Raw genomic sequence first — 24,737 nt, forward strand, 5'->3', positions numbered from 1 at the left:
CCGTCGGCCCGAGCACGGGACGGCCGTACCAGCAGGTCGACCCCGCCACCGGGCAGCCGTACCCGCAGGTCGACCCGAACACCGGGCAGCCCTACCCGCCCATCGACCCCAACACGGGCCGGCCGATGCAGGGCTACGTCTACCCGGCCGGCTACCCGCAGCCGCAGCAGCCCCAGCCGCCGCAGGAGGCCGACCCGGCGGGCGCCGACAGCCTCAGCTCCGAGAACCTGCTCGGCGAGCGTCGCATCGCGCCGTCGTCCGGCTGGCGCCGCGCCGTCTACAAGGCCAGCGGCGGCAACATCCACATGGGCGAGTCCCAGGGCGACGTCCGCCGCAAGGACCTCGTCGCCCGCGCCCGCACCCAGGTCGCGGGCGGGCACCACCGGGTCGCGGTGATGTCGCTGAAGGGCGGCGTCGGCAAGACGACCACGACCACCGGCCTCGGCTCGATGCTGGGCTCGCTGCGCGGCGACACCGTCATCGCGGTCGACGCCAACCCCGACCGCGGCACGCTGTCCGACAAGGTCAGGCTGGAGACCGCCGCGACGGTCCGCGACCTGCTGAACAGCCGCGAGAGCATCCACCGGTACGCGGACGTGCGCGCGTTCACCTCGCAGAACCAGGCCCGGCTGGAGGTCCTCGCCTCCGACCGCGACCCGGCCGTCAGCGAGGCGTTCAGCGCCGACGACTACGCCGCCGCCGCCGCGATCCTGGAGCAGTTCTACTCGATCTGCATCACCGACTGCGGGACCGGGCTGCTGCACTCCGCAATGGCGGGCGTGCTCAGCCTCGCCGACCAGCTCGTCCTGGTCAGCTCCCCGTCGGTGGACGGCGCCCGGTCCGCGAGCGCGACCCTCGACTGGCTGGAGGCGCACGACCACGGGCACCTCGTGCGCAACGGCGTCGTCGTCCTGTCGATGGTCCGCAACCGCACCCGCAGCCAGGTCGACCTCGACAAGCTCCAGGCGCACTTCGAGAGCCGCTGCCGCGCGGTCGTCCGCATCCCCTACGACGACCACCTGGAGGAGGGCGCCGAGGTCGAGCTGGAGCAGCTCGCGCCGCCGACCCGCGAGGCGTACCTGAACCTCGCGGCCGTCGTCGGCGACGGTTTCGCCTACCGCCGCCCCGAGAACGACGCCCAGGGCTGACCGGCCGCGCGTAGAGTCGCGTGCCGTGGACGAGAAGGTCATGGACGCCGACGGCGTGTACGTCGGGAAGGCCGCGCCCGACGCGGCCGCCGACCGGGGCTGGCTGCTCGGCCATTTCAAGCCCGCGGGCGACCCGCGGCACAGCGACGAGGTCGAGGTCAAGTGGGGCGTGCACCCGAAGGGGGAGCGCCGCGCGGCGTGGACGGACGGCGAGCGGCGCACCGCGCTGCTCGTGCTGATCGGCGGGCGGTTCCGGCTGGAGTTCCCCGGACGGGACGTCGTGCTGTGCGAGCGGGGCGACTACGTGGTGTGGGGGCCCGGCGTCGATCACTCGTGGTGCGCCGAGGAGGAGTCGGTCGTGCTGACCGTCCGGTGGCCGTCGATCCCCGGCTACCGGGTGCCGGACGGGGGCGGCGGTCCGAAGCGGTAATGCGGTCGAAGCCACCGGCGTGCGGGCGCTATCGTGGGCACCGGCCTGCAAGGGTCACCGGGAGAGTTCGCATAGTGGACTAGTGCAGGCGCCTTGAAAGCGCCCAGGGCTGGGGACAGTCCTCGTGGGTTCGAATCCCACACTCTCCGCCGAAACGGACGGGCGAATTGTCAGTGAACGCCCGTCAGTGATCCGTTACCCTCGTCGGCATGTCGCAGACACCGAACGATCCCGCGGGCACGACACACCAGTTCCAGAACTTCGCCGGGCAGGGGCCGCAGCAGCCCGAGAAGGCGCCGGGCATGAACAAGGGCCTCGTCCTCGGCATCGCCGCGGTCGTGGTCGTCGTCGCGATCATCGCGATCGCGTTCGTCCTGATGTGATGAGGCGGGCGGACGTCGCGCGGGTCAGCGGCCGTTCGAGCTGAAGTGCTGGTAGTCCTTCGCGCCCGTCCACGTTCCGCCCCAGCCCCAGCCGATCTCCTCGAACGCGGCGACGACGTCGTCCCCGGCGTGGATCACGCCGGGTTCGTCGAGATCGCGGTCCCCGTACTTGACGCAGTCGGGGTGCGCGATCGAGCCGTCGGCGCTGACGTAGGGGTTCTGGCACGGGTTGATGTCGATGGCGAGGCCGTAGGCGTGCTGCGACCACGAGCCCGATCCGGTCGCCTGGCGGCAGTTGAAGGCCGACGTGTTGTTGGCCTCGATCGAGTCGAAGTCGCTGCCGTCGTACTTGTCGACCGGTTCCATGCGCGCGATCGGGTAGCGCATCTCGTACAGCTTCTCGAACACCGGGACGAGTTCTTCGGCGGCGCTCTCGTTGACCACGAGCCGGCCGCCGGTGTGCGGGCGGTCGTCGAACCCCCAGTACGTCATCTCGATCATGCGGAGGTCGCCCGGCGACACCGGGCAGCCTTCGCGCCACGAGGACGGCAGATCCTTGGCGGTCACCTTCTTGATCTTCGAGCCGAACTTCGTGTCGGTGGGCGCCGCCGACGGGGACTCCGCCGATCCGGTCGCGGTCGGCGGGGTCGCCGGGGCGGTGCCCTCGGAGTCTCCGTCGCCGCCGCCGCACGCGGCCGCGACCCCCATCATGAGCAGCGCGGCGGTGGTCGCCACGCCCTTCGCAAGCCTGCTACCTGGCATGACTCCACAATGACATGACACGTGCCCTGCGCGTCACCCCGGGATTCGCTACCGTTCCGGTGAGCGCGCCCGCCCGGCGAAGGGGCCGGGGCAGGACGGGCGGCGCGCCTTTCCAGGGCCGGGCGGGGCACCCGGCGACCTCGGGCCAGGGAGCCGGTATGGCGGATCCGGACGAGCGGGAGCGCGACGACGCGTCGCTCGAAGACGACATCTTCGCGGTGGCGCAGCAGGTGGAGGTCGAGCGGGCGCCGGGCCCGCGGATCAGGACGGACCGGGCGGAGGCGTTCGTCGAGCGCGCCCGCGCGTTCGTCGGACGGGACGTGTCCGCGCTCGCCGCCGGGTGCGGCGCGTTCGTCTTCGTCGATCTCGTGATGATGTACGCGCCGCTGATGGCGTCGGACCGGCCGAGCGTCCTGCCGCAGTTCGTGGCGCTGCTGGTGCTGGCGTTCGGGCTGGGCGGGCTGCTGGTGTGGCGGGTCGGCGGACGGTGGCGGACGTTCGGCTACGGGATGATGATCGGCTGGGTGTCGCTCAGCCTGCTGTCGGTCGGCCTTCTCACCGGACTCACCGCGCCGCTGTGACCTACGGGAGCCCGGGGCCGGTCTCCAGCCGCTTGAGGACGGCGCCGAAGGCGCGCCCGACGGCTTCGAGGTCTTCGGGTTCGATGACGTCGACGAAGAAGTCGCGGACGGTCTCGACGTGGTCGCGCGCGGCGCGTTCGAGCGCGGCGATGCCCGCGTCGGTGAGGTTGGCGAAGACGCCCCGCTTGTCGTTCGGGCAGTTGTCGCGTTCGACGAGGCCCTTGGACTCCAGCCGGGCGCAGGTGTGGGAGAGGCGGCTGCGCGACTGGCTGGCGTTCTCGGCGAGTTCGGCCATCCGGAGCCGCCGTTCGGGCGCCTCGGAGAGCCGGACGAGGATCTCGTACTCCGACACCGACAGGCCGTGCCTGTTCTTGAGGTCGCGGTCCATGATCTCGCTCAGCCGGACGCTGCCGTCCACGTAGGCACGCCAGTCACGTTGCTGTGCGGCGTCGAGCCAGCGCGGTTCGCTCATGGCACCAGTATAGAACACAGATTGAACGTTCAATTAAACGGCGGAGAACGGAATCCGAGGGCGGAACCCGGCACTCCCGGCTCGGCGCCCCCGCTCCGGCCCCAACGAGACGGTACCCCGAACCGGAAATAGTTGAAGCATCAACTATGTTGTGCGGGAAACAGCGCCCGGCGGCCGACCGGGCGCCCACCGAGGGGAGACACCATGCCCGCCGTGACCGCCGACCCGCTGACCCTGCCGCGCCTTCCCCTGCTGCCCGAGGACGACACCGACTGGCGCCGCGTCGCCAAGGTCGTCACCGCGAAGAAGCACCTGGAGGGCGAGGGGTTCCAGGTCAGGCGTCCGTTCCCCGGCATCGACCTGTCGCTCGCCGACCCGTTCCTGCTGCTCGACCACATGGGCGCCGTCGAGTACGGCCCCGGTGAGGCCAAGGGCACCCCGTGGCATCCGCACCGCGGTTTCGAGACCGTCACCTACATCATCGACGGCGCCTTCCAGCACCGGGACACCACGGGCGGCGGCGGTCTCATCACCGACGGCGCCACCCAGTGGATGACCGCCGCGTCCGGTATCCAGCACATCGAGCAGCCGCCGCCGGAGCTCGTGACCGGCGGCGGCCTGTTCCACGGCGTCCAGCTCTGGGTGAACCTGCCCCGGGCGCAGAAGTGGGTCGAACCCCGCTACCAGGACATCGAGGCGCGCGACGTCAAGCTCCTCGCGGCGGACGACGGGTCGTCGCTCGTCCGCGTCATCGCCGGGTCCCTCGCGGGGCACGACGGGCCGGGCGTCACCTACACGCCGATCAACTACCTGCACGCGACCGTCGCGCCGGGCGCCCGGCTGACGCTGCCGTGGCCGCGCGACTTCAACGCGATGGTGTACGTGCTGTCCGGGCGCGGGACGGTCGGCCGCGAGGAGGTCGCGCTGGACGAGGGGCGGCTCGCGGTGTTCGGCGGCTCGCACCGCAAGGGGACGGGCGACGGCCTGGTCCTGCGGGCGGCCGACGCGCAGCCGCAGGCGAGCGCGCACGGCTGGGAGGTCCTCGTGCTGGGCGCCTGCCGATCCGCGAGCCGGTCGCGCGGTACGGGCCGTTCGTGATGAACACGCGGGACGAGATCGTGCAGGCGTTCGAGGACTTCCAGGCCGGACGCATGGGGACGATCCCGGCCGAAAAGATCCCCCACCGCTCGGAGGCCGACGAAACCGTGGTGTGAATCCGCCGCCGAACTCGCGGGTTCGTGTGACGCGGGCGAGTGCGTGCGCTACTGTGTTCGAACGAGTCGAACAGAGGTTCGACGAGTTCGATCCAGCCCGCGAACGCGCTCGCCCGGGGAGGCGACATGGCGACGACGGCGATCCGCGACGGGACGGCGTGCCACCGGCGGCAGCGACCCGCGACACGCCGCAGCGGTTTCTACGGAAATCTACGGCCGCAGCTATACCGCCTCATAGAGTCCGAGAGCGTGGACCCCGTGCGCAATCCCTACGCCCCCGGCGCCGGGCAGCGTCCCCCCGAGCTGGCCGGCCGCGACCGCGAGTTGAGGCAGTTCGAGGTGGTGCTCGAACGGGTGGCCCGCGGCCGCCCCGAACGCAGCATGATCGTTACCGGGCTGCGCGGCGTCGGCAAGACCGTGCTGCTCAACGCGTTCCGCTCGATGGCGATCCAGCGGCTGTGGGGCACCGGCAAGATCGAGGCGCGGCCCGACCAGTCGATCCGCCGCCCGGTCGCGTCGGCGCTGCACCGGGCCGTCCGGGAGCTGGCGCCCCGGCACCGCGCCCCCGACCGCATCGAGGACTTCCTCGGCGTGCTCAAGGCGTTCGCGCAGGCCGGAGCCGAGCCGGACGACAAGAAGGCGCGGGTGCACCGCTGGCAGCCCGGCATCGACGTGCCCGCCGCGCGCGGCCGCGCCGACTCCGGCGACCTGGAGATCGACCTCACCGAGCTGTTCGTGGACGCCGCGTCCGTCGCGACCGACGTCGGCGCGGGCATCGCGCTGTTCGTCGACGAGATGCAGGACGTCCCGCCCGACGACGTGTCCGCGCTGTGCGCGGCGTGCCACGAGCTGTCCCAGGTCGGCGGCCCGCTGATCGTGGTCGGCGCCGGGCTGCCGCACCTGCCGGCCGTCCTGTCGGCGAGCAAGTCCTACAGCGAGCGCCTGTTCCGGTACGCCCGCATCGACCGGCTCGACCGCGAGTCCGCCGACCACGCCCTCCTCGCGCCCGCCGAACGGGAGGAGGTCACCTTCACCCCCGACGCCCTGGACGCGCTGTACGGCGCGGCCGACGGCTACCCGTACTTCGTGCAGGCGTACGCGAAGGTCGTGTGGGACGTCGCGCCCGGCACCCCGATCACCGCCGACGACATCAAGGTCGCCGCGCCGGAGGCCGAGAGCGAACTCGCGGTCGGCTTCTTCGGCAGCCGCTACGAGCGGGCCACGCCCGCCGAACGCGACTACATGCGCGCGATGGCGATGCTCGGCGACGACCCCGTCCCGACCGCCGAAGTCGCGCAGGAGCTCGGCCGCAAGCCGTCCAGCCTGTCGCCCGCCCGCGACGGTCTCATCAAGAAGGGCCTGATCTACAGCGCGGAGCGCGGCATGATCGCGTTCACGGTGCCGCACTTCGGCAAGTTCCTCCGCTCGCAACCCGGCTGACCTGCTGTTTCGCCGTCCTCGATGGTTGTCTAGGGCTTTCTAGGTTCCGGCTCATAGCCCGCTATAGGGCCGGATCGAAACCCTGACTCGCGAAAAATATTCGCTTCTCTAGCGAAAACCCTAGAGAGCTCTAGATTGCTGTGGTCACCGTTCTATAGCCGTACCTAGCATCAGTCCTATAAAGAGCTATAGAAGGCGATGCCCATCGCGATGGTTTTCTAGCCGTATATAGGGCTGCCCCAAGATGGGGCTAGAGAGCCGCAGAGAGCCGTGGTTCGGCCTGCACGCGGACGGGCTGCCGATCCACGCGCGCGCGCTCCGCGGTCGACACCGCGAAGACGAGCCGCACGTCCCGTCCGTCCAGGCGGGCGGGGAACGCCAGGAACCGCCAGCAGCCCTCGCGCCAGACGTCCAGCGGGACGGCGCTCGTCACCGCGTTCTCGTACGCGGCCCACTCGGCGCTCGCGTGCAGCGTCGCGTACGTCTCGGCGAGCGGGCTGCGCCGCCGCTCGCACGGCGTCACCGGGCGCGCCCCCGGCAGGCGCCGCCGTCCGAACACCGCCGTCACCTCGGGCGACAGCGCCGCGAACAGCAGCAACTCCACCGCGAACACCGCGCCGAGCGTCACGTGCCCGTCGCGCAGGGCGTCCAGGCCGGTGTGCGGCGCGCCCAGCGCCGTGACCGCGACGGCCGTGAGCAGCACCGCCCGCGCCACGCTGCGCCGCCCGACCCGCCTGCCGCTGAGGCCGCCGAAGCACCCGCACCCGGCGTCCGGCCGCCGCACCCGCAGCTCGCCGACCACCCAGGTCGCCGCCGCGAACGCCACCGTCGTCGCCAGCCGCACCGACAGGTGCGACGACACCAGCAGCCCCAGCCCGAGGACGCCCTCGCCCGCGCCGAGGCACACGGTCATCCGGCGGCTGCGCCGCAGCGCCGTCAACCGCGCGAGACCCGCCGGGACCGGCACCCCGTGCACATGGTCGGGCGCCTGCGGCACCGGTTCGCGGAACGCCAGCTTCGCCGCGCACGCCGCCAGCAGCACCGCCGCCAGCAGCAGGACCTGCGCGTTCTGCGCCGTCGTCACCATCTCGCGGCCCTCCCGCCGATCATCGGACGCACCGTCGAGTTGAAGCATCCGGCGTCCAGTTCGCCGCCGAGCGCGACGAACGCCGCGGGCGTCAGCTCGGCGACCCGCCCCCGCGGCGACGCCCCGCACTCGGTGCACCGGTCGCAGAACCGCGCCGCGACGCACCCGCACTCGATCACCGGCACCGAACGTTCCCGGCCGTCGCACTCGTTGCGCACCACGACCGCGCTGCCCAGCGACAGGTACGGCATCGCGACGCACGGCGCCGGCGCGTCCGCGCAGCCCCCGGCGTGCCCCTCCGGATCGACCGCCGGATACGCCGCCCCGGCGGGCGCGGCGAGCCCCCCGAACCAGGTCACGGTCCCGTGCAGCGTCCCCGGGACGGGCGCCGCGGGTTCGGGCGCCGCGAGGTCGGCCACCCGATATCCCGGCTGGGACGTGCCCGGACGCACCGCGAGCGGCCCGTCCGGCGAACCCACGCAGATCACGTCGAACAGGTATCCGGGCTGCATCCGCGGATGCCTGACCTGCACCGTCCCGAGGGCGTGCGGGGGGATCACCACGCGGGCGCGCCCGCGATGGGGGCCCATGTCCACCTCCACGGTGTCCCGCCCGCACGCCGTGATCGTGCCTGCGACGCGCTCGATGTCGACCCAGACCCGGTCGGCCCGGCCCCCGTCGCCGTCCGGCGCGCCGCCGCCCACCCGCACGATCGCCCGTCGTCCCGGCCGCAGCGCGGCGAGGTCCCCGCGCCCGCCGTGCCAGACCCGAACGTCCTGGTCCATCCCGATCCGGACGGACGTGCCCGCGATGTCGAGGACGAGCGCGCGCGCCGTCGCGTCCACGATCGTCCCGGCTCGGACCCCGCCCGTCTGCGCGTCCGCCAGTACTTCGACGGGGTCGATCCTGCGGACGGGCCCGCTGAAGGACCCGAACGGCCCACCGCCCGGTCCGGACATGCCCGCGCCGGCGGCCTCCCGCGCGGTGACGCCCCGACCGGCGGCGGCCGGAACGGCCGCGCCAGGACCGGGGTTCGGTGATGCGGCGCGGGATCTCCGGCAAAGGGGCGGTGGGGGCGGGGCCGCCGAGGACGGCCTTGCGGTGGCGGCGGGTCGCTCCGCGGCGGTGGCGTGGCGGCATGCGGCGGCACTCCGGCGTGGTCGGCGGTGGCGCACGGCTGTCTGAACCGGGCCGGTGGGGACGCTGTTGTTAGGACAGCGAGTCAAGGTTCACGTGTGCCGACATCCGTGTCGACGGATTTGTCGCGATAAGTGGCCAGGTGGGGGACGTCTGATCTACCTGGGTTGAAGATTATGCACTGGTTGACCCGAATATGTGCTTTTTGTAGGACCGGAATTACGATCTTCGTGCGATCGTCAACTGTACCGGGAGTGCGCACGGTCCAAGATCAGGAAAGGCGGCCGGGCGGCTCCACAACCCCTGGTCCGGTGATGAGTTGAGCAGGACGCGGCAAGAGGAGTTCCGCGACTACGTTACGGAACGCGGGCCCGCCCTGCTCCGCGCCGCCAAGCGGCTGACCGGCGACCGAGCCGAGGCCGAGGACCTCCTCCAGGCCGCCCTCGCCAAGACGTACCTGGCGTGGGACGCATTCGCGATCGTGCGGCGGTCGACGGATATGTCCGGCGGGCCATGGTCAATACGCAGATTTCTTGGTGGCGACGCCGCAAACTCGACATTTACCCCACCGATGATCTTCCGGACCGTCCCGTCGATGATCACACGCGCCGTACCGAACTGCGGGACGTGCTCGGCCGCGCGCTCCGCCGGTTGCCCGAACGGCAGCGGCTCGCCGTGATGCTCCGCTATTACGAGGACATGTCCGAAGCGGAGATCGCGGAGGTGCTCGGCGTCAGCGTCGGGACGGTCAAGAGCACCGTTTCGCGGGCCATGGCGCGGCTCCGCGACGACGACGCGCTCGGCGACGACTTCCCCGGCATCCCGCCGCAGCGGCCGCGGCGCCGCGACCGTCCGGACGGCGACCCGCCCGACGGGCCGTGAACGGCATTCTGACGTCGAGTCAGGGTCCGCGTGATCACGTAGGGATGTGATCGGTAACCCTCAGGTCACCGTTAATGGTGATTTCGGGGTTCATGTGGCCTTCCGGGGGTCGACGGGTGTATGCAAGGTGGGCCGATTGTCCGGACGACCCCCTTGGGGACGGACTCCCATGCCGGCGCCGGGAGCTTGAATGCCGAGGATGTCCCCCTCCGCCGACGCCTCCGACCGAAAGCTGGTCAAGGGGCTGAACGACGGCGACGAGTCGGCCCTCGCCGCGATCTACGACGAGTACGGCGAGCGCGTCTACGACTACGTACTGTCGATGCTGGGGGACGAGCGGGCCGCGGCGCGGATCGTCCACGACACCTTCATCGACGCCGCCCGCCGCGCCCCCCGGATGCGCGACCACGTCCACCTCGGCTCCTGGCTGTACGGTGCGGCGCGCCGCCGCTGCATCCGCCGCGGACGCGTCAAGGATCTGTACTGGGAACGGGACGGCGAGTTCGCCGACGCGCCCTTTCTGGATCGTGCCGAAACCGAGGACGCCGGCGAACTCCCGCCGTCGGAGGAACTGCACGAACTCCTGCGCGCGTCCCTGTCCCGCCTCGACCCGGTCGACCAGGAGATCGTCCTGCTGGCGTTCCGGCACGGCCTGCCGCCCGCCCGGCTCGGTGCCGCGCTCGGGCTGTCGGCCCGCCGCGCGAAGGCGCGCACGCGGCGCGGCCGGGCCGTGATTAGCCGCGCTCGCCGACGAACTGCGCCGCGCCGCCCGCGCGTGCGCGTCCCGTCCGTCCGCCGCCGAGGGCGATGCGCGGCGACGCGCACGCCGACGACTGTCCGGACTGCCTGCGCCGCGGCCGGGTCCGCGCACCGTGCTGCTCGGCGCCGTGCCCGCCCCGGTGCTGCCCGCCGCCCTCCGGCACCGGGTCATGCACACCGCGACCGACCCCGAGCTGGCGCGCACCGCGCGGACATCGCCGCCCGCGGCGGCGCCCTCACCCCCGCGGGCCTGCCGATCCAGCCGGACGTCCCGTCGCCGTTCACCCGCCGCTGGCTGTTCACCGTCGGCGGCATGGCGGGCGCGCTCGCGGCGGCGGTGGCCGCGGTGGCCGCGATGGGGCCCGGCATCGGCGAGGGCACGCTGACGTGGCCGCCGTTCGGCACCGAACCGCAGCCGGTCGATGACCAGCCCGTCGCCGTCCCCCGGCGGCGGCGGACGGCCGTCCGGTCCGGGTGCCGGTCCCGGCGGGGGCGGCAGCGGCGGCCCCCGGACGCCGCCCATGAACCCGCAGACGCGGCCCGACTCCTCGTCGCCCGCGCAGTCGCCGACGACGAGCCCGCCGAGTTCGCCCGCGCCGTCGTCCCCGACGCCGAATCCGCCGCTGGAGAAGGGCGTCCTGGTCGTCAACCCGAACAAGGTCGAGCTGAACGGGACCAAGACCGCCTACCTCAGCCTGGCCGCCGAGAACGGCCCGGTGCAGTGGACCGCGATGTCCTCCACCAGCCAGCTCGAACTGTCGCAGATGCAGGGCGGCATGCCCGAGGACGGCACCATGAACCTCACCGTCACGCTGCGGACCGCGCTGATCGGCCTGCCCGGCACCGGCAAGCTCACCTTCACCGACTCCGAGGGGTTCCCGCACGTCGTCGAGGTCGAGTGGGGCGTCACCCTGCTCTGACCGCCGAGCGGGGAACCGGCCGTCTCCGGCCCGGCAAGTACGGGTGACCATTCGCAGAGCCGAGAGGCCACCCACATGAGCACGGACGGCGATGACGCCTTCCACATCCGGCGCTCCCGGGACGATCCGGACGCGTTCGCCGAGATCTTCCGTCGACACGCGCCCGACCTCAAGCGTTACGTGACCCGCCGCCTCGGGGCCGACACCGCCGAGGACGTCGTCGCCGAGACGTTCCTGGCCGCGTTCCGGCAGCGCGACCGATACGACCCGTCCCGCCCGAGCGCCCGCCCCTGGCTGTTCGGGATCGCGACGAACCTCGTCGGACGGCACGTCCGCACGGAGGTGCGGCAGTTGCGCGTCCTCCGGCGCACCGGCGCGACCCGGTCGTCGAGCCGTTCACCGACCGCAGCGACGACCGGATCAGCGCCCGGGCCGACGGGCCGCGGATCGCCGCCGCGCTCGCCGCGATGCCGAAGGGGCACCGCGACGCCCTGCTGCTGTTCGCGTGGGGCGACCTGTCGTACGTCCAGATCGCCGAGGCGCTGGACGTGCGCGTCGGGACGGTCCGGTCCCGCATCAGCCGGGCGCGGCGCAGGCTGCGGAAGGAACTCGGCGAACCCGAAGAGTCGCACCTTCGCACGATCGTGCACGAGGAGCCCGTCCATGACTGAGATCAGCCGACTCCGCGAGTTCCGCTCCGAGGTTCCCGAAACGCCCGGCCTGCGCGGCGAGGAGGCCGCTCTCCGGGCCGCCATCGCGGGGAAGGCCGAGGACGCCGCGGCCCGTCCCCGCCTCCGTCGCGGCTCCGGCGTCCGCGTCCGCTTCCGGACGGGGGTCGCCGCCGTACTCGGCGCCGCCGCCGTCGTGGCGACGGCCGTCGTGTCCCTGGCCGTGATCGGGGACGACGCCCCGGGCGGCGGCGCCGGGCCCGCGGTCGTCCGCACGATGCCGGTCGCGCACGTCCGGTTCCTCCAGCAGGCGGCGGACAAGGCGGGCGAGCACCCCGAACTGCATCCGAAGCCCGGCCAGTTCCTCGTGTTCGAGTCGCAGATGATGAACACGTCCGAGGAGAATTCCGCCGCCGGGCAGACCCGCTACCTGCATCGGGTGAAGCGCACGATGTGGACGCCGGTCGAGGGCGACTCGACCCGTGCCGTCCTGCGGACCACGAACCTGCAGCCCAGGCCGTGGCCAGGCAGTCCCATCCCGGACAGCGCGCGCGCGGGCGTAGGCGAGACCACCACCGAGAGAGCCGCCGACTTCGACGACCGGGCCGAGTGGTTGCGCACCGACTACGCCTACCTCAGCGAACTGCCCGTCACTCCGGAGGGCATGTACGCGCACCTCTACGCCGGCCTCGGAACGGGCCCCGAGGCCGACGCGCAGGCATGGCAGAACCTCGGCGGCATGCTCACCGAGGCGTACATGCCCGCCGCGCAGCGCGCCGCCCTGTTCCGCGCGGCCGCCGCGATCTCCGGCGTCCAGACGGTCGGCGAGGCGGTGGACGCCGCCGGACGCACCGGCGTCGCGGTCGCGCTCGTCGTTCCCGGCAGCGGTGTCCGCACCGAGTACATCTTCGACCCCGGCACCTACCGCTACCTGGGCGAACGCGGCGTCGTCACCGACCCGGCCCGCGCCCGCGCGCCCGCGGGGACGGTCCTGACCGCCACCGCGCAGCTCGACGTCGAGATCGCCGACGCGCCGCCCGCGGTGCCGTGACCGGGCCCGGCGGCGTCAGCTCTGCGTGGGCTGGTTCCGGACGGTCTCCAGCCGGTCGCCGAGCGCCTCCTGGACGCGCGCCTCCATCGCCCGCGCGATGAACGGGTCGACGACCATCTTCACCAGCGGACGCATCCGGCGCACGACCGCCGCGACCTCGGTGACCTCCTCGCCGCCGGGCGCGGCCTGGTCGAGCCGGTCGAACACGTGCTCCTCGACGAGCCCGACGAACCGGCCCGCGATGACCTCGCAGTCGGCGCGGATCTGCGCGGCGATGTCGAGGACGGCGTCCAGCGGGATCCCGGCCGCGACGAGTTCGGCGCCGACGTGCAGGAGGCGCGGGCTCGGGACGCGGTAGCCGTCGCCGTCCGGTTCGCGCTCGATGAGGCCGAGTTCGATCGTGCGCTGCCGGAAGTGCGCGACCTCGTCCTCGTCCAGCCCGGCGCCGAAGAGTTCGACGAGCTCGGCGTCGGTGGCGGTGCCGGGGAGCTCGTCCGACCACGGGTCGGTGAGCACCTTTTCGAGGCCGAGGACCTCGCCGACGTCCTTGCCGGTCTGCCAGGCGGCCAGCAGCTCCTTGATGATCGCCAGGGTGTAGCCGCGGCCGAGCAGCTTGCCGATCAGCCGCAGCCGGGCGAGGTGGTTGTCGTCGTAGAGGCCGACCCGGCCCTGCAGGCGCGGCGGCGGCAGCAGGCCCCGGTCCTGGTAGGCGCGGATGTTGCGGACGGTGCTCCCGCCGGTCCGCGCCAGCTCGTCGATTCGGTACTCGGCCATCCCCACCCGCCGGTGTCGTCCGCCTTGACCGGCGTGATCTTACTCCGCCAAGATATGTGACATCGAACGATGACAAGGTGGCGCCATGGTCGCATCCCGCGTACCGGACGACATCGAGGAGACGCTCCTCGGCGGTCCGATGCACCTCACCCGGCAGGAGGTCGAGGAGGTCGCGGGACTGTCCGGCGACCTCGCGGTGCGGATCTGGCAGGCCCTCGGCTTCCCCATCCCGGCCGACGACGAGGCCGCGTTCACCGACGGGGACGTGGCCGCCCTGCGCGAGATCCGCGACATCCTCGACGGCGACCTCGTCGACGAGGAGATGGTGCTGCAGCTCGTCCGGGCCGTCGGGCAGACGATGGGACGGCTGGCGAGCTGGCTCGGGGACGTGTGGCTGCTGCGGCTGAGCGCCATGCTGCCCCCGGACGAACCGGTCACCGCGGACCTCGTCGTCACCGCGCTCGAATCGACCGAGGAGCTGCGCCCCGCGTTCGAACGGCTCCTCCTGCACGGCTGGCGGCGGCAGCTCGCCGCCGCCGGGATGCGCGCCGCCGCGGGCACCGCCGCCGCCCGCACCGACCCGGCGGCCGGCATCGCCCACCTCGCCGTCGGGTTCGCCGACGTCGTCTCGTTCACCCGCCTCAGCCGCAGACTGGACGCCGACGAGCTGGCGGCGTTCGTCGAACGGTTCGAGTCCGCCGCGAGCGAGGTGGTCGTCGAGGCGGGCGGCCGGATCGTCAAGACGCTCGGCGACGAGGTGCTGTTCGTCGTCGCCGAACCGGTCGGGCTCCGAGGCGGGGCTGCGGCTCGCCGAACGCTTCGCCGCCGAGCCCGGCTTCCCGGACGTCCGCGTCGGCCTCGCCTACGGGGAGGTCGTCCAGCGGCTCGGCGACGTGTTCGGCACCCCGGTCAACCTCGCGGCACGGCTCACCGCGACCGCCTACCCGGGCGCGGTGCTGATCGACGGCGGGCTCGCCGAGGCCCTTCCGCGCGACGAACTGCGGTTCGACGTCTCGGGCCTGCGTCCCCGTCCCCTGCAGGGGCTCGGCCGCGTCCGCCCGCGCCTGCTGCGCCGTCCCCGGAAAGGCTGAACCGGGCCGGGGGCGCCGGCCCGGCTCGCGGCGTGCGTCAGCCGCGTCTGCGCATCATCGCGACGCCCATGGCCGCGAGTCCCAGGCAGACCGCGACGGCTCCGACGACGACGTTCGTCCAGATGGTGCGGGTCGTCGCCTGGTCCCCGCTGATCACCCACGGGGCGACGATCGTCCAGACGCCGAGCACCGGCACCACCCAGGCCATGCCGTGGGTCCGCGCGAAGTTGGCGGCGAAGCCCGCGGCGAGCAGCGCCACCGCGATCCCGATGATCAGGTTGTTGACCGCCAGGTTCGTGAAGCCGGAGAACCCGACGATCCACGGCGACACGGCCAGGAACAGGCCGGCGAGGACGATCAGTCCGTCCGTCCCCTGGGCGGCGGGCGTGGCGGACGCCGCCTCGTACCGGTTCCGCATCTCGACGATGTCGGGATGGTGCTCCATACCGCTCGTCGACCGACTCGAACGAGTGGTCATTGTCCCTCTCCTTTCCGCTCGCAAGGGTTGCGGACTTCCTGTTTCCGGCACGTGACCTCTCACACGCCTATAAAGGGGAAGATTCGCCCATTTCTTGGCATTAAGCCGCCCCGGGCGTCCTCCGGGGTCGGCGCCTCGGCGACCCGCGCGAACGCGCCGGGCTCCGCTCAGGGCCGGAACGCGCGGAGCGTCGCGTCGACGAGGGCGTCGGCGTACTCCGGGGTGAGCGGCCCCGAGCGGTACAGCCAGCGCAGGGTGAGGGGGGAGTAGAGCATGTCGAGGACCAGGTCGAGGTCGGCGTCCGCCGCGAGCTGCCCGGCCGCCTGCCCGCTGCGCAGCCGCGCCTTCTTCGCCTCGTCCACCGGCCCGGCGAGCTTCTCGTGGTACTGCGCGGCGAGTTCCGGGTCGCCGAGGATCTCGGTGTTGAGCGCGCGGACCGGCCGCTCGAACCCCGGGTCGGCGAACTCGGCGGCGGTCGCGCGCAGGACGGCCTTGAGGTCGGCCTCCAGGTCGCCGGTGTCGGGCAGCGTCACCTCGCCCTCGCCCCCGCCCTCGCCCCCGCCCTCGCTGAGCGCGAGGAACGAGTCGAAGATCACCGCGCCCTTGGACGGCCACCAGCGGTAGATCGTCTGCTTGCCGACGCCCGCCCGCGCGGCGATCGCCTCGATCGAGACCTTCGCGTACCCGACCTCGGAGATCAGCTCGCGGGTGGCGTCCAGGATCGCGCGCCGGGACCGTTCGCTGCGCCGGGACCGGTCGGGCTTCTTCTTGCTGGTCATGCCCGCACCTTAACACGAGACGAGACGAGACGGACCGTCTTGACTCCGATCGGACATCGTGTGCATACTGATCCCACGAACGAGACGGACCGTCTCGTCTATCGCCAGGAGGTGCGACATATGACCACCGCGCAAGCATGGTTCATCACCGGCGCGACCCGCGGACTCGGCCGCGCGTTCACCGAGGCCGCCCTCGCCGCCGGGCACCGCGTCGCGGCCGCCGCCCGCGACCCCGAGCCGCTCGCCGACCTCGCCGCGGAACACCCGGACGACCTGGTGCTCCTCCCCCTGGACGTCTCCGACCGCGCCGCCGTGTTCCGTGCGGTGGACGACGCGAAGGCCGCGCTCGGAGGTCTCGACGTCGTCGTCAACAACGCGGGCGGGATGCTGTACGGGATGGTGGAGGAGGCCACGGAGGAGCAGATCCGGGCCCATCTCGACGTCAACTTCTTCGGCGCCGTCTGGGTGTCGCAGGCCGCGGTCCCGCACCTGCGCGCGCAGGGCTCGGGCCGGATCCTGCAGGTCACCTCGATGGGCACCGGCGGCGGCATGGCGTCCGTCGGGTTCTACGGGGCCGGCAAGTCCGCCCTCGACTCGGTCGCCGAGGCCCTCGCGATGGAGGTCGAGCGCTTCGGCGTCAAGGTGACGGTCGTCCAGATGGGCGGCTACGACACCGGGCTGTTCACCCGGGGCACGACGGCCACCGACCCCGACCCCGCCTACGCGTCCCTGCGCGCCGAGCTCGAAGAGATGTGGGGCGACGAAGCGGGCCCGGATCCGAGCTCCGCCGCCCCCGTCATCATGCGGCTGGCCGAGCTCCCGGACCCGCCCCGCCGCCTGATCGTCGGCAGCCGGTCCTACGACCAGGTCCAGCAGATGGACCGGGCCCGCGCGGAGCTGTACCGCGAGTGGGAGGAACTCAGCCGCCTGGCCCCCGGCTGACCTCCGCCCCCGTGCGCGCCCCCGCGTACTGGCGGCACTCCCCGGTGAACACGGCCGCCAGCTCCGCCCGGACGATCGACGCCGTCAGCTCCGCCGCGCTCCGGCCCTCCGCCCCGTCCGGGTCGCGGTAGACCTGCATGGCCAGGCCCTCGGTGACGGCCGTGAGCCGCACGGCCGCGGCCGTCTCGTCCACATCGGGGTCGACCTCCCCGCACTCCTTGCCGTTGTGGACGGCCCGCGCGGCGTCCAGGCGCAGCGCGCGGGCGGTCTCGGCGTCGACGCGCGCGAGCTCGGGCGCGTCCAGCGCGCGCCCCGCGAACGCCCGCGCCACCCGGAACTCGGTGCGCCGCGTCTCGTCCAGTGGCACCAGCTCGACCAGCGCCTCGGCCATGATGTGCGCGATCGGCCGCCGATGCTGCGTCCCGGCCCGCGCATGCCGCTCGATCCGCTCCCGGATGCGTGCGCTGACCTGCGTGAACGCGTGCAGGAGCATGTCGTCCTTCGTGCGGAAGTAGTGCTGCACGAGCCCGACGGAGATGCCCGCGGCGGCGGCCGTGCGGGCCACGGTCACGGCGTCCAGCCCCTGTTCGGAGATCAGCTCGCACACCGCGAGCCCGATCTGGCGCTTGCGCGCCTCGTGGTCGGCGATTCTCGGCACTTGATTACCGTACCAGCATACGGTAAAAACCGTACGACCATACGGTTATCCGAGGAGCCACCCATGTCCCGCATGCCGGCCGCCGTCCTGGCGGTCGTCCTGGGCGTTCTGTGCACGCTCATGTCCGTCCCCGTCCCCGCCCACGCCGCCGATGCCGCCGCGGCCCCGTACGCCGAGATCGACGCCTACGTCCGCGACCGCATGCGCGAGTCCGGAGCCCCCGGCGTCTCCTACGCCGTCGTCGGACCGGACGGCCCGATCCACCACCGCTCGTGGGGCACCGACGGCCGCGGCGACCCGGTGACCGACCGGACCCCGTTCCTCTGGGGCTCGGTCGCCAAGCCCGTCACCGCGACGGGCGTCATGACGCTCGTCCAGTCCGGACGCCTCGGGCTGGACGACCGCGTCGCCGACCACGTCCCCGAGTTCACGTTCGACCCGGACGTGACCGTCCGGCACCTCCTCGGCCAGACCTCGGGCATCCCCCCGGAGGCGACCTTCGAGATCGCCGACTGCCACGCCGCCGACTGCCCCCGCCCGGCCGGACGCCTCGCCGACCTCGACGACCTCGACCCCCTCGGCCCGCCCGGCACCGAGTACGCCTACACCAGCGCGAACTACGTCGCCCTCGCCGCCGTCGTCGAGGCCGTCACCGGACGCTCGTTCGCCGACTTCATGCGCGAAGCGGTGTTCGGCCCCGCCCACATGGACGGCGTCATAGCTGACGCGGAATCGGCAAAGAAACTGGCGCCGGGCCACCAGTACCTTTGGGGCATCCCCACGGCAACGGCCGACGAGTACGACCCGCATGGCGCCGCCTACGGCTACATGGGCGGAGACCTCAACGACCTGGCCGCATTCGCATCCGCACAACTGCGCCCCGGCTCGATGCTCACGCCCGAGTCCGTCCAGCAAATGCGTAAAGAGACCAAACCCGGAACCGGCTACGGCTTCGGGTGGCGCGTAGGCGGACTCGACGCGCCCCTGCAGAACGCCATCTGGCACACCGGCGCGACCCCCGGCTACTCCGCGATGATCTTCCTGCTGCCCGAACGCGACGTCGCGCTCGTCCTCCAGCAGAACCTGTACGGCCTCCTGCGGGACGACTCCGTCATGAAGATCGGCTTCGGTGCGGCCCGCGTCCTCGCAGGTGCCGAAGCGGACGACGCGCCGTTCGCGACCGTCCACCACGCCACCGTCTGGGGCACGACGGCGCTCGCCCTGGCGCTCGTCCTCACGACGGCCCGCTCGATCGCCGTCGTCCGCCGGCCCCGCTCGTCCCGCCGCGTCCGCGCGATCGCCGCCTGGTCCCTCGCGGGCCTCGTCCCCTGGCTGCTCCTCGCCGGAGTCCTCACCGTGCTCGACGCGCGCCGCCTGTGGGCATGGGTCCCCGACGCGACGATCGCCCTGTTCACGGCCGTGCTCGCGGGCACCGCGACCGCGATCCTGCGCGCCGTGCGCCCGCACCAGCGAGACGAGGGAGAACAGGCGTGAAGCGCGCTCCCGCTCAGATCGGGAACCGGCGCTCGCCGTGCTGGACGCTGACCCAGTGGTCGGTCGTGAACTCCTCGATCGCCCACTCGCCGCCGAACCGGCCGATGCCCGAAGCCTTCTCCCCGCCGAACGCCGTGTTCGCGTCGTCGTTCACGGGCGAGTCGTTCACGTGCGTCATCCCGGCGTCCACGCGCAGGGCGAAGCGGACGCCGCGCTCCACGTCCCGCGTGAACACCGCGCTCGACAGCCCGTACTCGGTGTCGTTCGCGATGCGCAGCGCGTCCTCCTCGCCGTCCGCCCGGATCACCGTGATCACCGGCCCGAAGACCTCCTCGCGGGCCGTGGCCACGTCGTTCCCCGCGAGCAGGACGTGCGGCGGCAGCAGCAGACCGGACGGCCCGCCCGGCTCGCCCCCGAGCACCTGCTCCGCGCCCTCCTCCCGGGCCCGCGCGACCTTGTCGCGGATCCCGTCGAGCTGGCTCCGGTTGACGACGGGCCCGATCCGCGTCGCCGGGTCGGACGGGTCGCCCGCCGCGAGCGTCCGCACCCGCTCGACGAACCGTTCGACGAACGCGTCGTGCACCGCCGCGTCCACGATCACCCGGTTCGCGATCATGCAGATCTGTCCCGAGTGGAAGAACGACCCGAACACCGCCGCGTCCACCGCACGGTCCAGGTCGGCGTCGTCCAGCACCACCAGCGGGCCGTTGCCCCCGAGCTCCAGCGCGAGCTTCTTCACCCCGGCCTTGCGGACGATCCCCTCGCCCACCGGCGTCGACCCGGTGAACGACACCATCCGGGCGAGCGGATGCTCGACGATCGCGTCCCCGATCTCGCCGCCGGACCCGATCGTCACGTTCAGCACCCCGGGCGGCAGCCCCGCCTCGTCGAGGATCTTCGCGAGCAGCAGCGCGCCCGTCACCGGCGTGTCGCTCGCCGGTTTCAGCACCACCGCGTCGCCCACGGCCAGCGCGGGCGCACCGAGCGGGCCGACAGCTGCACCGGGAAGTTCCACGGGCTGATGACGGCCACCACACCGATCGGCCGCCGGTACACGCGGTTCTCCTTGCCCGGGACGTCCGACGGCGTGATCCGCCCCTCGACATGGTGCGCCATCGACGCGGCCTCGTGCAGGACGGACCGTACGAGCCCCCATTCGAGCTCGCCCTTCGCGACCGTCCCCCCGCACTCGTGGACGATCCAGTCGACGATCTCGTCGTGGCGCGCCTCGAAGATCGCGGCTGCCGTACGGAGCACACCGGCCCGTTCCCCGGGCGTCCGTGCGGCCCACCCCGGCTGCGCCTCGTGGGCCGCACGGAACGCCTCGTCCAGGTCGTCGGCGCCGGCCAGCGGGATCTCGGTCAGCGTGGCGCCGCTCCACGGGTCGAGGTCCGCCCTGGACCCGCCCGCGCGCCCGGCCCGCCACACCCCCGCGATCGGCATCGTGTCGAAGCCGTCGTAACGCTCGGGCGCGCCCGCCCGAGCGGACATGGTCTGCGTCATGCCCGCTGGGCTACCCGGACACGGACCGCCAAACTCGACACCCGCGAACCGGCCCGCCCGCGGGCCCTCAGCACGTGCCGAGCAGGCCTTCGAGGGCGCCGCGCTCCGCCGAGTCCACGGTGAGGCCGTACCGCCACTTCACGTCGATCCACGACCGGGCGTACATGCAGTGGAATCCGGCGCTGGGCGGCGTCCACTCGGCCGGGTCCTGGTCGCCCTTCGACTGGTTGACGTTGTCGGTGACCGCCCACAGCTGCGAGCTGTCCAGGTCGTTGGCGAACGCCTCGCGGCGGGACGTCGTCCAGCTCGACGCCCCGGAACGCCACGCCTCCGCCAGGGCCACCATGTGGTCGATGTCGATGTCCGACGGCTGCTTCCAGGTGGCGCCGTCGTACGGGCTGGTCCAGGAGCCGCCCGTCGGATAGCAGTCCGACCCGACCGTGACGTTCTGCCCGTCGCGTTGGAGCACCTTCTCCCGGGTGCTGCAGCCGCCGCCCTGGTCGCTCCAGTGCGGGAACTTCTCGCGGTCGTAGCCGGTCATCGATCCCTCGGCCCGGACGGTCAGGTCCGCGAGATGGCTCCGGGCGGTGGCCTCGCCCGGCGGCGGCGGTGGTTCGGCCGACGCGGGCGGCCCGGCGGCGACGAGGACGGCGGCGGCGGCCGACACGGCGGCCACGGCGTAGAGCTTCTTCACGACTGACCTCCCTATGTGGGGGGGAATCAGGCGCAGAGTCTCGTATGGCCGTTATGGAGAAACATCGAGAAGCAAAACGCGAAATGTCCGCCTACCAACAAGGCGGGAACCTGCCGGCGCACGGCGACCACGGGGCGCGCACGTCGCCCCCGTGGTCCGAGCCGCTCACGGCAACGGACCGCCCGCAGTCTCATGCGACAACCTATTGACGCGACATCGTATTCCTGTGGAACATTGAGCCGTCGAGACCCTGGGAGGACAGCGATGACCACCTTGGCGAGCGAACCGGCGACCACGCCGCGGGAAGCCCGGGTCGAGTTCCGGACCGAGCCGTCCCGCTACCGGCACTGGCGGCTGACGTTCGACGGCCCGGTCGCCACACTGACGATGGACGTCGACGAAAACGGCGGCCTCGTGCCCGGCTACGAGCTGAAGCTGAACTCCTACGACCTGGGCGTGGACATCGAGCTGTACGACGCCGTCCAGCGGCTGCGGTTCGAGCACCCCGAAGTGCGGACGGTCGTGCTGACCGGCGGCAAGGAGAAGGTCTTCTGCGCCGGTGCGAACATCCGGATGCTGGCGGCGTCCGAGCACGCGTGGAAGGTGAACTTCTGCAAGTTCACCAACGAGACCCGCAACGGCATCGAGGACGCGACGGCGAACTCGGGGCAGACCTACATCGCCGCGTGCAACGGGACGGCGTCGGGCGGCGGCTACGAGCTGGCGCTCGCCTGCGAGCACATCATGCTCGTCGACGACCGTTCGTCGACCGTCTCGCTGCCGGAGCTGCCGCTGCTGGGCGTCCTGCCGGGGACGGGCGGCCTGACCCGGGTGTCGGACAAGCGGCACGTGCGCCGCGACCTGGCCGACTACTTCTCGACCAAGGCCGAAGGGATCGGCGGCGCGAAGGCCGTGCGATGGCGGCTCGTGGACGAGGTCGTCCCCCGGACGGCCTGGGCCGCGACCGTCCGGGAGCGCGCCGCGGCCTTCGCCGAACGATCGCCCCGGCCCGCGGACGCGCGCGGCATCGGGCTTCCCCCGCTGGACAAGACCCGCACCGACGACCGCGTCGCCTACCGGTACGTCGACGCGGTGCTGGACCGCGACCGGAGCACCGTGGAGATCACCGTGCTCGGTCCCGAGGAGGACGCGCCCGCCGACGCGTCCGGCGTCCACGCGCGGGGCGCCGACTTCTGGACCCTGGCGATGACCCGCGAGCTGGACGACCTGATCCTCGACCTGCGCACCAACGAGACCTCCCTCGGCACGTGGGTGCTGCGGACCCGGGGCGACGCGAAGCGGGTCCTCGCCCACGACGCGCTCCTGCTCGACAACGCCCGCGACTGGCTGGCGAACGAGATCGTCCTGTATCTCAAACGCACCTTCAAGCGCCTCGACGTCACGAGCCGCAGCCTCATCGCGCTGATCGAACCCGGCAGCTGCTTCGCCGGCTCCCTCCTCGAACCGGCGCTGGCCGCCGACCGCTCCTTCCAGCTCGCCGGGGTCTTCGAGGAGGTCGACCCGGACGCCGACCCCGCCGCGATCACGGTCGGTCCGATGAACCTGGGCCCCCTGCCGATGGGCAACGGCCTCACCCGCCTGGCCACCCGGTTCTTCGGCGACCCCGAAAGCCTGACCGCCGCCGAGTCGGCCCGGGGCGGGCCACTGGCCGCGGCGGACGCCGAGCGGCTCGGCCTGGTCACCTTCGCCCCCGACGACATCGACTGGGACGAGGAGGTCCGGATCGCGATCGAAGAACGCACCGGGTTCTCCCCGGACGCGCTGACCGGCCTGGAGGCCAACTACCGGTTCACCGGCCCCGAGACCCTCGAAACCAAGATCTTCGGACGGCTGACGGCCTGGCAGAACTGGATCTTCGACCGTCCCAACGCCTCCGGCCCCGACGGCGCCCTGCGCAAGTACGGCACCGGGCGGCGCGCCGACTTCGACAGGAAGCGAGTCTGAGCATGGCGATCACCGCGGACTACTCGGAGAAGATCCCCAACAACGTCGACCTGCACGAGGACCGCCGTCTGCAACGCGCGTTGGAGTCGTGGCAGCCGAACTTCCTGACCTGGTGGGACTCGATGGGCCCGACCCTGCCCACCCGGGACGTCTACCTGCGCACGGCCGTGAACGTCGGCCGCGAGGGCTGGGCGCACTTCGGCCACGTGGCGATGCGCGACTACCGCTGGGGCATCTTCCTCGCGGAACGCAAGCACGACCGGCGGATCGCGTTCGGGCAGCACAAGGGCGAGCCCGCCTGGCAGAAGGTCCCCGGCGAGTACCGCGCCGACCTGCGGCGGCTCATCGTGATCCAGGGCGACACCGAACCCGCGTCCGTCGAGCAGCAGCGCAACCTCGGCGCCACCGCGCCCAGCCTCTACGACCTGCGCAACCTGTTCCAGGTGAACGTGGAGGAAGGCCGCCACCTGTGGGCGATGGTCTACCTCCTGCACGCCTACTTCGGCCGCGAAGGCCGCGAAGAGGCCGAGGAACTGCTCCACCGCAACTCCGGCAGCGAGGAGTCGCCCCGTATCCTCGGCGCGTTCAACGAGGAAACCCCCGACTGGCTCTCCTTCTTCATGTTCACCTACTTCACCGACCGGGACGGCAAGTACCAGCTGGGCACGTTGAAGGAATCGGCGTTCGACCCGCTCAGCCGGACGTGCGAGTCATGCTGAAGGAGGAGTCGCACCACATGTTCGTCGGCACCACCGGTATCGACCGCGTGGTCCGGCGGACGGTCGAGTTGATGCGCGAGCACGACACCGACGACGTGACCGGACACGGCGGCATCCCCCTGAACGTGATCCAGAAGTACATCAACTTCCACTACTCGGTCTCCCTCGACCTGTTCGGCGGCGAGACCTCCACCAACGTCGCGAACTACTACACCGCCGGACTGAAGGGCCGCTGGTCCGAGGAACGCCGCAAGGACGACCACCGCCTCGTCGACGACTCGATCCTCGTCGACGCCGTAGTGGACGGCGGCATCGGCCGGACGGAGGTGTCCGCGCTCGTCGGCCTGAACACCGACCTGCGACGCGAGTACACCGGCGACTGCCGGAACGGCGTCAACCGCTGGAACCGCATCCTCGACGAAGCGGGCATCGAGTATCGGCTGCGCCTCCCGCACGTCGCGTTCAACCGCCGGGTCGGCGCGTTCGCCGGCATCGAGGCGACCCCGGACGGCGAGGTCGTGCCGTCCGCGCAATGGCACCGGCGCAAGGGCGACTGGCTGCCGACCGACGTCGACAAGACGCACGTCCGCTCGCTGATGCGGCCCGTCCACGAACCCGGCAAGATCGCCGCCTGGATCGCGCCGCCCCGCCAGGGGATCAACGGCAACCCGTTCGACTACGACTACGTCCACCTGGCCTGAAAGCG

Annotated in this window: 25 protein-coding genes, 1 tRNA gene and 3 pseudogenes; 19 read left to right on the top strand and 10 right to left on the bottom strand. The window is 72.2% G+C overall.

From position 1 onward, the window contains the following. From BJF79_RS41590 to BJF79_RS57625, 4 genes are all read left to right on the top strand, one after another. Positions 1–1,148 (top strand): MinD/ParA family protein (locus BJF79_RS41590; RefSeq protein WP_143220850.1); only part of this gene is annotated, 1,148 nt, incomplete at its 5' end. Positions 1,149–1,188: 40 nt separating this feature from the next. After that, positions 1,189–1,578 (top strand): signal peptidase I, encoded by a 390-nt coding sequence (locus tag BJF79_RS41595; protein WP_075905710.1) that lies wholly within the window; start codon positions 1,189–1,191, stop codon positions 1,576–1,578. A 60-nt stretch (positions 1,579–1,638) separates the two neighbouring features. Beyond that, positions 1,639–1,727 (top strand) — tRNA-Ser (locus BJF79_RS41600). 60 nt (positions 1,728–1,787) lie between these two features. Further along, positions 1,788–1,961: a hypothetical protein gene (locus BJF79_RS57625; protein WP_187357137.1), complete on the top strand. Its 174-nt coding sequence runs from the start codon at positions 1,788–1,790 to the stop codon at positions 1,959–1,961. A 24-nt stretch (positions 1,962–1,985) separates the two neighbouring features. Here the strand turns inward: BJF79_RS57625 and BJF79_RS41605 are convergent, their stop codons facing one another. Beyond that, the gene (locus tag BJF79_RS41605; RefSeq protein WP_262403369.1) at positions 1,986–2,696 is read right to left on the bottom strand and encodes a M15 family metallopeptidase; all 711 of its coding nucleotides are present in this window, start codon (positions 2,694–2,696) and stop codon (positions 1,986–1,988) included. Positions 2,697–2,881: 185 nt separating this feature from the next. On the opposite strand from BJF79_RS41605, the gene BJF79_RS41610 reads away from it, so the two are divergent. Then, a complete protein-coding gene (locus BJF79_RS41610; protein WP_075905715.1) occupies positions 2,882–3,304 on the top strand; it encodes a hypothetical protein in 423 nt (140 codons plus the stop codon). A 1-nt stretch (position 3,305) separates the two neighbouring features. On the opposite strand, the gene BJF79_RS41615 is transcribed toward BJF79_RS41610, so the two are convergent. Beyond that, positions 3,306–3,776, bottom strand: coding sequence for a MarR family winged helix-turn-helix transcriptional regulator (locus BJF79_RS41615; RefSeq protein WP_075905717.1), 471 nt, complete (start codon positions 3,774–3,776; stop codon positions 3,306–3,308). A gap of 204 nt (positions 3,777–3,980) precedes the next feature. Here BJF79_RS41615 and BJF79_RS41620 point away from each other — a divergent pair, with 204 nt between their 5' ends. The 3 genes from BJF79_RS41620 to BJF79_RS41625 all read left to right on the top strand — a co-directional run bounded on the left by BJF79_RS41620 (position 3,981) and on the right by BJF79_RS41625 (position 6,430). Further along, entirely contained in the window at positions 3,981–4,874 is an 894-nt protein-coding gene (locus tag BJF79_RS41620) for a pirin family protein (RefSeq protein ID WP_262403370.1), read from the top strand. Beyond that, positions 4,874–4,990, top strand: a complete 117-nt coding sequence (locus tag BJF79_RS64185) for a hypothetical protein (protein WP_262403384.1) — start codon at positions 4,874–4,876, stop codon at positions 4,988–4,990. Before BJF79_RS41620 ends, BJF79_RS64185 begins: the two co-directional genes overlap by 1 nt. 249 nt (positions 4,991–5,239) lie before the next feature. Then, the gene (locus tag BJF79_RS41625; protein ID WP_075905719.1) at positions 5,240–6,430 is read left to right on the top strand and encodes an ATP-binding protein; all 1,191 of its coding nucleotides are present in this window, start codon (positions 5,240–5,242) and stop codon (positions 6,428–6,430) included. A 250-nt stretch (positions 6,431–6,680) separates the two neighbouring features. On the opposite strand, the gene BJF79_RS41630 is transcribed toward BJF79_RS41625, so the two are convergent. Next, positions 6,681–7,517: a MauE/DoxX family redox-associated membrane protein gene (locus BJF79_RS41630; RefSeq protein WP_075905721.1), complete on the bottom strand. Its 837-nt coding sequence runs from the start codon at positions 7,515–7,517 to the stop codon at positions 6,681–6,683. After that, on the bottom strand, positions 7,511–8,476 hold the full coding sequence (locus tag BJF79_RS41635) for a hypothetical protein (protein WP_262403372.1): 966 nt from the start codon (positions 8,474–8,476) through the stop codon (positions 7,511–7,513). Before BJF79_RS41635 ends, BJF79_RS41630 begins: the two co-directional genes overlap by 7 nt. A 497-nt stretch (positions 8,477–8,973) precedes the next feature. Between BJF79_RS41635 and BJF79_RS41640 the strand changes: the two are divergent. The 5 genes and pseudogenes from BJF79_RS41640 (at position 8,974) to BJF79_RS41655 (ending at position 12,934) form a co-directional block, all read left to right on the top strand. Continuing rightward, positions 8,974–9,536, top strand: a pseudogene (locus BJF79_RS41640) (SigE family RNA polymerase sigma factor). Positions 9,537–9,735: 199 nt separating this feature from the next. Further along, a complete protein-coding gene (locus tag BJF79_RS41645; RefSeq protein ID WP_262403373.1) occupies positions 9,736–11,262 on the top strand; it encodes an RNA polymerase sigma factor in 1,527 nt (508 codons plus the stop codon). A gap of 28 nt (positions 11,263–11,290) precedes the next feature. Beyond that, positions 11,291–11,503: pseudogene (locus BJF79_RS66120) on the top strand (RNA polymerase sigma factor); the annotation flags it as partial. Positions 11,504–11,682: 179 nt separating this feature from the next. Next, positions 11,683–11,886, top strand: a complete 204-nt coding sequence (locus BJF79_RS66125) for a sigma factor-like helix-turn-helix DNA-binding protein (RefSeq protein ID WP_316043550.1) — start codon at positions 11,683–11,685, stop codon at positions 11,884–11,886. Further along, on the top strand, positions 11,879–12,934 hold the full coding sequence (locus BJF79_RS41655; protein ID WP_262403374.1) for a CU044_5270 family protein: 1,056 nt from the start codon (positions 11,879–11,881) through the stop codon (positions 12,932–12,934). The genes BJF79_RS66125 and BJF79_RS41655 overlap by 8 nt, the downstream gene beginning before the upstream one ends. Positions 12,935–12,949: 15 nt before the next feature. On the opposite strand, the gene BJF79_RS41660 is transcribed toward BJF79_RS41655, so the two are convergent. Then, complete coding sequence (locus BJF79_RS41660; RefSeq protein WP_075905725.1) at positions 12,950–13,708, bottom strand: MerR family transcriptional regulator; 759 nt, start codon at positions 13,706–13,708, stop codon at positions 12,950–12,952. 893 nt (positions 13,709–14,601) lie between these two features. On the opposite strand from BJF79_RS41660, the gene BJF79_RS67875 reads away from it, so the two are divergent. Then, positions 14,602–14,799 (top strand): hypothetical protein, encoded by a 198-nt coding sequence (locus BJF79_RS67875; protein ID WP_410050213.1) that lies wholly within the window; start codon positions 14,602–14,604, stop codon positions 14,797–14,799. 37 nt (positions 14,800–14,836) lie between these two features. On the opposite strand, the gene BJF79_RS67880 is transcribed toward BJF79_RS67875, so the two are convergent. Together BJF79_RS67880 and BJF79_RS41675 are read right to left on the bottom strand one after the other, a co-directional pair. Next, positions 14,837–15,277, bottom strand: coding sequence for an SPW repeat protein (locus BJF79_RS67880; protein WP_075905727.1), 441 nt, complete (start codon positions 15,275–15,277; stop codon positions 14,837–14,839). Positions 15,278–15,444: 167 nt separating this feature from the next. Further along, a complete protein-coding gene (locus BJF79_RS41675) occupies positions 15,445–16,056 on the bottom strand; it encodes a TetR/AcrR family transcriptional regulator (protein ID WP_075905729.1) in 612 nt (203 codons plus the stop codon). A gap of 120 nt (positions 16,057–16,176) precedes the next feature. Here BJF79_RS41675 and BJF79_RS41680 point away from each other — a divergent pair, with 120 nt between their 5' ends. Next, positions 16,177–16,998: an SDR family NAD(P)-dependent oxidoreductase gene (locus BJF79_RS41680; RefSeq protein WP_075905731.1), complete on the top strand. Its 822-nt coding sequence runs from the start codon at positions 16,177–16,179 to the stop codon at positions 16,996–16,998. Here BJF79_RS41680 and BJF79_RS41685 read toward each other — a convergent pair. Continuing rightward, a complete protein-coding gene (locus BJF79_RS41685; protein ID WP_075905733.1) occupies positions 16,976–17,656 on the bottom strand; it encodes a TetR/AcrR family transcriptional regulator in 681 nt (226 codons plus the stop codon). The two genes, BJF79_RS41680 and BJF79_RS41685, sit on opposite strands and share 23 nt — an antisense overlap. A gap of 63 nt (positions 17,657–17,719) precedes the next feature. Here BJF79_RS41685 and BJF79_RS41690 point away from each other — a divergent pair, with 63 nt between their 5' ends. Then, positions 17,720–19,150 carry a serine hydrolase domain-containing protein gene (locus tag BJF79_RS41690; RefSeq protein WP_083734637.1) on the top strand — a complete coding sequence of 477 codons (1,431 nt, stop codon included), beginning with the start codon at positions 17,720–17,722 and terminating at the stop codon, positions 19,148–19,150. A gap of 13 nt (positions 19,151–19,163) precedes the next feature. Here BJF79_RS41690 and BJF79_RS67885 read toward each other — a convergent pair. Next, positions 19,164–20,653: pseudogene (locus tag BJF79_RS67885) on the bottom strand (aldehyde dehydrogenase family protein). Between the two features lie 67 nt (positions 20,654–20,720). Then, the gene (locus BJF79_RS41700) at positions 20,721–21,347 is read right to left on the bottom strand and encodes a DUF1524 domain-containing protein (RefSeq protein WP_143220851.1); all 627 of its coding nucleotides are present in this window, start codon (positions 21,345–21,347) and stop codon (positions 20,721–20,723) included. 264 nt (positions 21,348–21,611) lie between these two features. On the opposite strand from BJF79_RS41700, the gene boxC reads away from it, so the two are divergent. From boxC to BJF79_RS64205, 3 genes are read left to right on the top strand one after another with little or no spacing between them, the layout of a single operon-like run. Further along, positions 21,612–23,312, top strand: coding sequence for a 2,3-epoxybenzoyl-CoA dihydrolase (gene boxC, locus BJF79_RS41705; RefSeq protein ID WP_075905737.1), 1,701 nt, complete (start codon positions 21,612–21,614; stop codon positions 23,310–23,312). A 2-nt stretch (positions 23,313–23,314) separates the two neighbouring features. Then, positions 23,315–24,031: a hypothetical protein gene (locus tag BJF79_RS64200; RefSeq protein WP_262403378.1), complete on the top strand. Its 717-nt coding sequence runs from the start codon at positions 23,315–23,317 to the stop codon at positions 24,029–24,031. Next, a complete protein-coding gene (locus BJF79_RS64205) occupies positions 24,025–24,732 on the top strand; it encodes a hypothetical protein (protein WP_262403379.1) in 708 nt (235 codons plus the stop codon). Before BJF79_RS64200 ends, BJF79_RS64205 begins: the two co-directional genes overlap by 7 nt. The last annotated feature ends 5 nt before the right edge of the window (positions 24,733–24,737 follow it).

The organism is Actinomadura sp. CNU-125 (genome assembly GCF_001942465.1).
Classification (GTDB): Bacteria; Actinomycetota; Actinomycetes; order Streptosporangiales; family Streptosporangiaceae; genus Spirillospora.

What these genes read in the sequence shown, in the direction of transcription:
- BJF79_RS41595 (WP_075905710.1), top strand. Translation starts at nt 1,189, where the DNA reads ATGGACGCCGACGGCGTGTACGTCGGGAAGGCCGCGCCCGACGCGGCC.
- BJF79_RS41635 (WP_262403372.1), bottom strand. Translation starts at nt 8,476, where the DNA reads ATGTCCGGACCGGGCGGTGGGCCGTTCGGGTCCTTCAGCGGGCCCGTC.
- BJF79_RS41675 (WP_075905729.1), bottom strand. Translation starts at nt 16,056, where the DNA reads ATGACCAGCAAGAAGAAGCCCGACCGGTCCCGGCGCAGCGAACGGTCC.
- BJF79_RS41655 (WP_262403374.1), top strand. Translation starts at nt 11,879, where the DNA reads ATGACTGAGATCAGCCGACTCCGCGAGTTCCGCTCCGAGGTTCCCGAA.
- BJF79_RS41615 (WP_075905717.1), bottom strand. Translation starts at nt 3,776, where the DNA reads ATGAGCGAACCGCGCTGGCTCGACGCCGCACAGCAACGTGACTGGCGT.
- BJF79_RS64205 (WP_262403379.1), top strand. Translation starts at nt 24,025, where the DNA reads ATGCTGAAGGAGGAGTCGCACCACATGTTCGTCGGCACCACCGGTATC.
- BJF79_RS57625 (WP_187357137.1), top strand. Translation starts at nt 1,788, where the DNA reads ATGTCGCAGACACCGAACGATCCCGCGGGCACGACACACCAGTTCCAG.
- BJF79_RS64200 (WP_262403378.1), top strand. Translation starts at nt 23,315, where the DNA reads ATGGCGATCACCGCGGACTACTCGGAGAAGATCCCCAACAACGTCGAC.
- BJF79_RS67880 (WP_075905727.1), bottom strand. Translation starts at nt 15,277, where the DNA reads ATGACCACTCGTTCGAGTCGGTCGACGAGCGGTATGGAGCACCATCCC.
- BJF79_RS41645 (WP_262403373.1), top strand. Translation starts at nt 9,736, where the DNA reads ATGTCCCCCTCCGCCGACGCCTCCGACCGAAAGCTGGTCAAGGGGCTG.
- boxC (WP_075905737.1), top strand. Translation starts at nt 21,612, where the DNA reads ATGACCACCTTGGCGAGCGAACCGGCGACCACGCCGCGGGAAGCCCGG.
- BJF79_RS41660 (WP_075905725.1), bottom strand. Translation starts at nt 13,708, where the DNA reads ATGGCCGAGTACCGAATCGACGAGCTGGCGCGGACCGGCGGGAGCACC.
- BJF79_RS64185 (WP_262403384.1), top strand. Translation starts at nt 4,874, where the DNA reads ATGAACACGCGGGACGAGATCGTGCAGGCGTTCGAGGACTTCCAGGCC.
- BJF79_RS41620 (WP_262403370.1), top strand. Translation starts at nt 3,981, where the DNA reads ATGCCCGCCGTGACCGCCGACCCGCTGACCCTGCCGCGCCTTCCCCTG.
- BJF79_RS41690 (WP_083734637.1), top strand. Translation starts at nt 17,720, where the DNA reads ATGTCCCGCATGCCGGCCGCCGTCCTGGCGGTCGTCCTGGGCGTTCTG.
- BJF79_RS41630 (WP_075905721.1), bottom strand. Translation starts at nt 7,517, where the DNA reads ATGGTGACGACGGCGCAGAACGCGCAGGTCCTGCTGCTGGCGGCGGTG.
- BJF79_RS41610 (WP_075905715.1), top strand. Translation starts at nt 2,882, where the DNA reads ATGGCGGATCCGGACGAGCGGGAGCGCGACGACGCGTCGCTCGAAGAC.
- BJF79_RS41680 (WP_075905731.1), top strand. Translation starts at nt 16,177, where the DNA reads ATGACCACCGCGCAAGCATGGTTCATCACCGGCGCGACCCGCGGACTC.
- BJF79_RS66125 (WP_316043550.1), top strand. Translation starts at nt 11,683, where the DNA reads ATGCCGAAGGGGCACCGCGACGCCCTGCTGCTGTTCGCGTGGGGCGAC.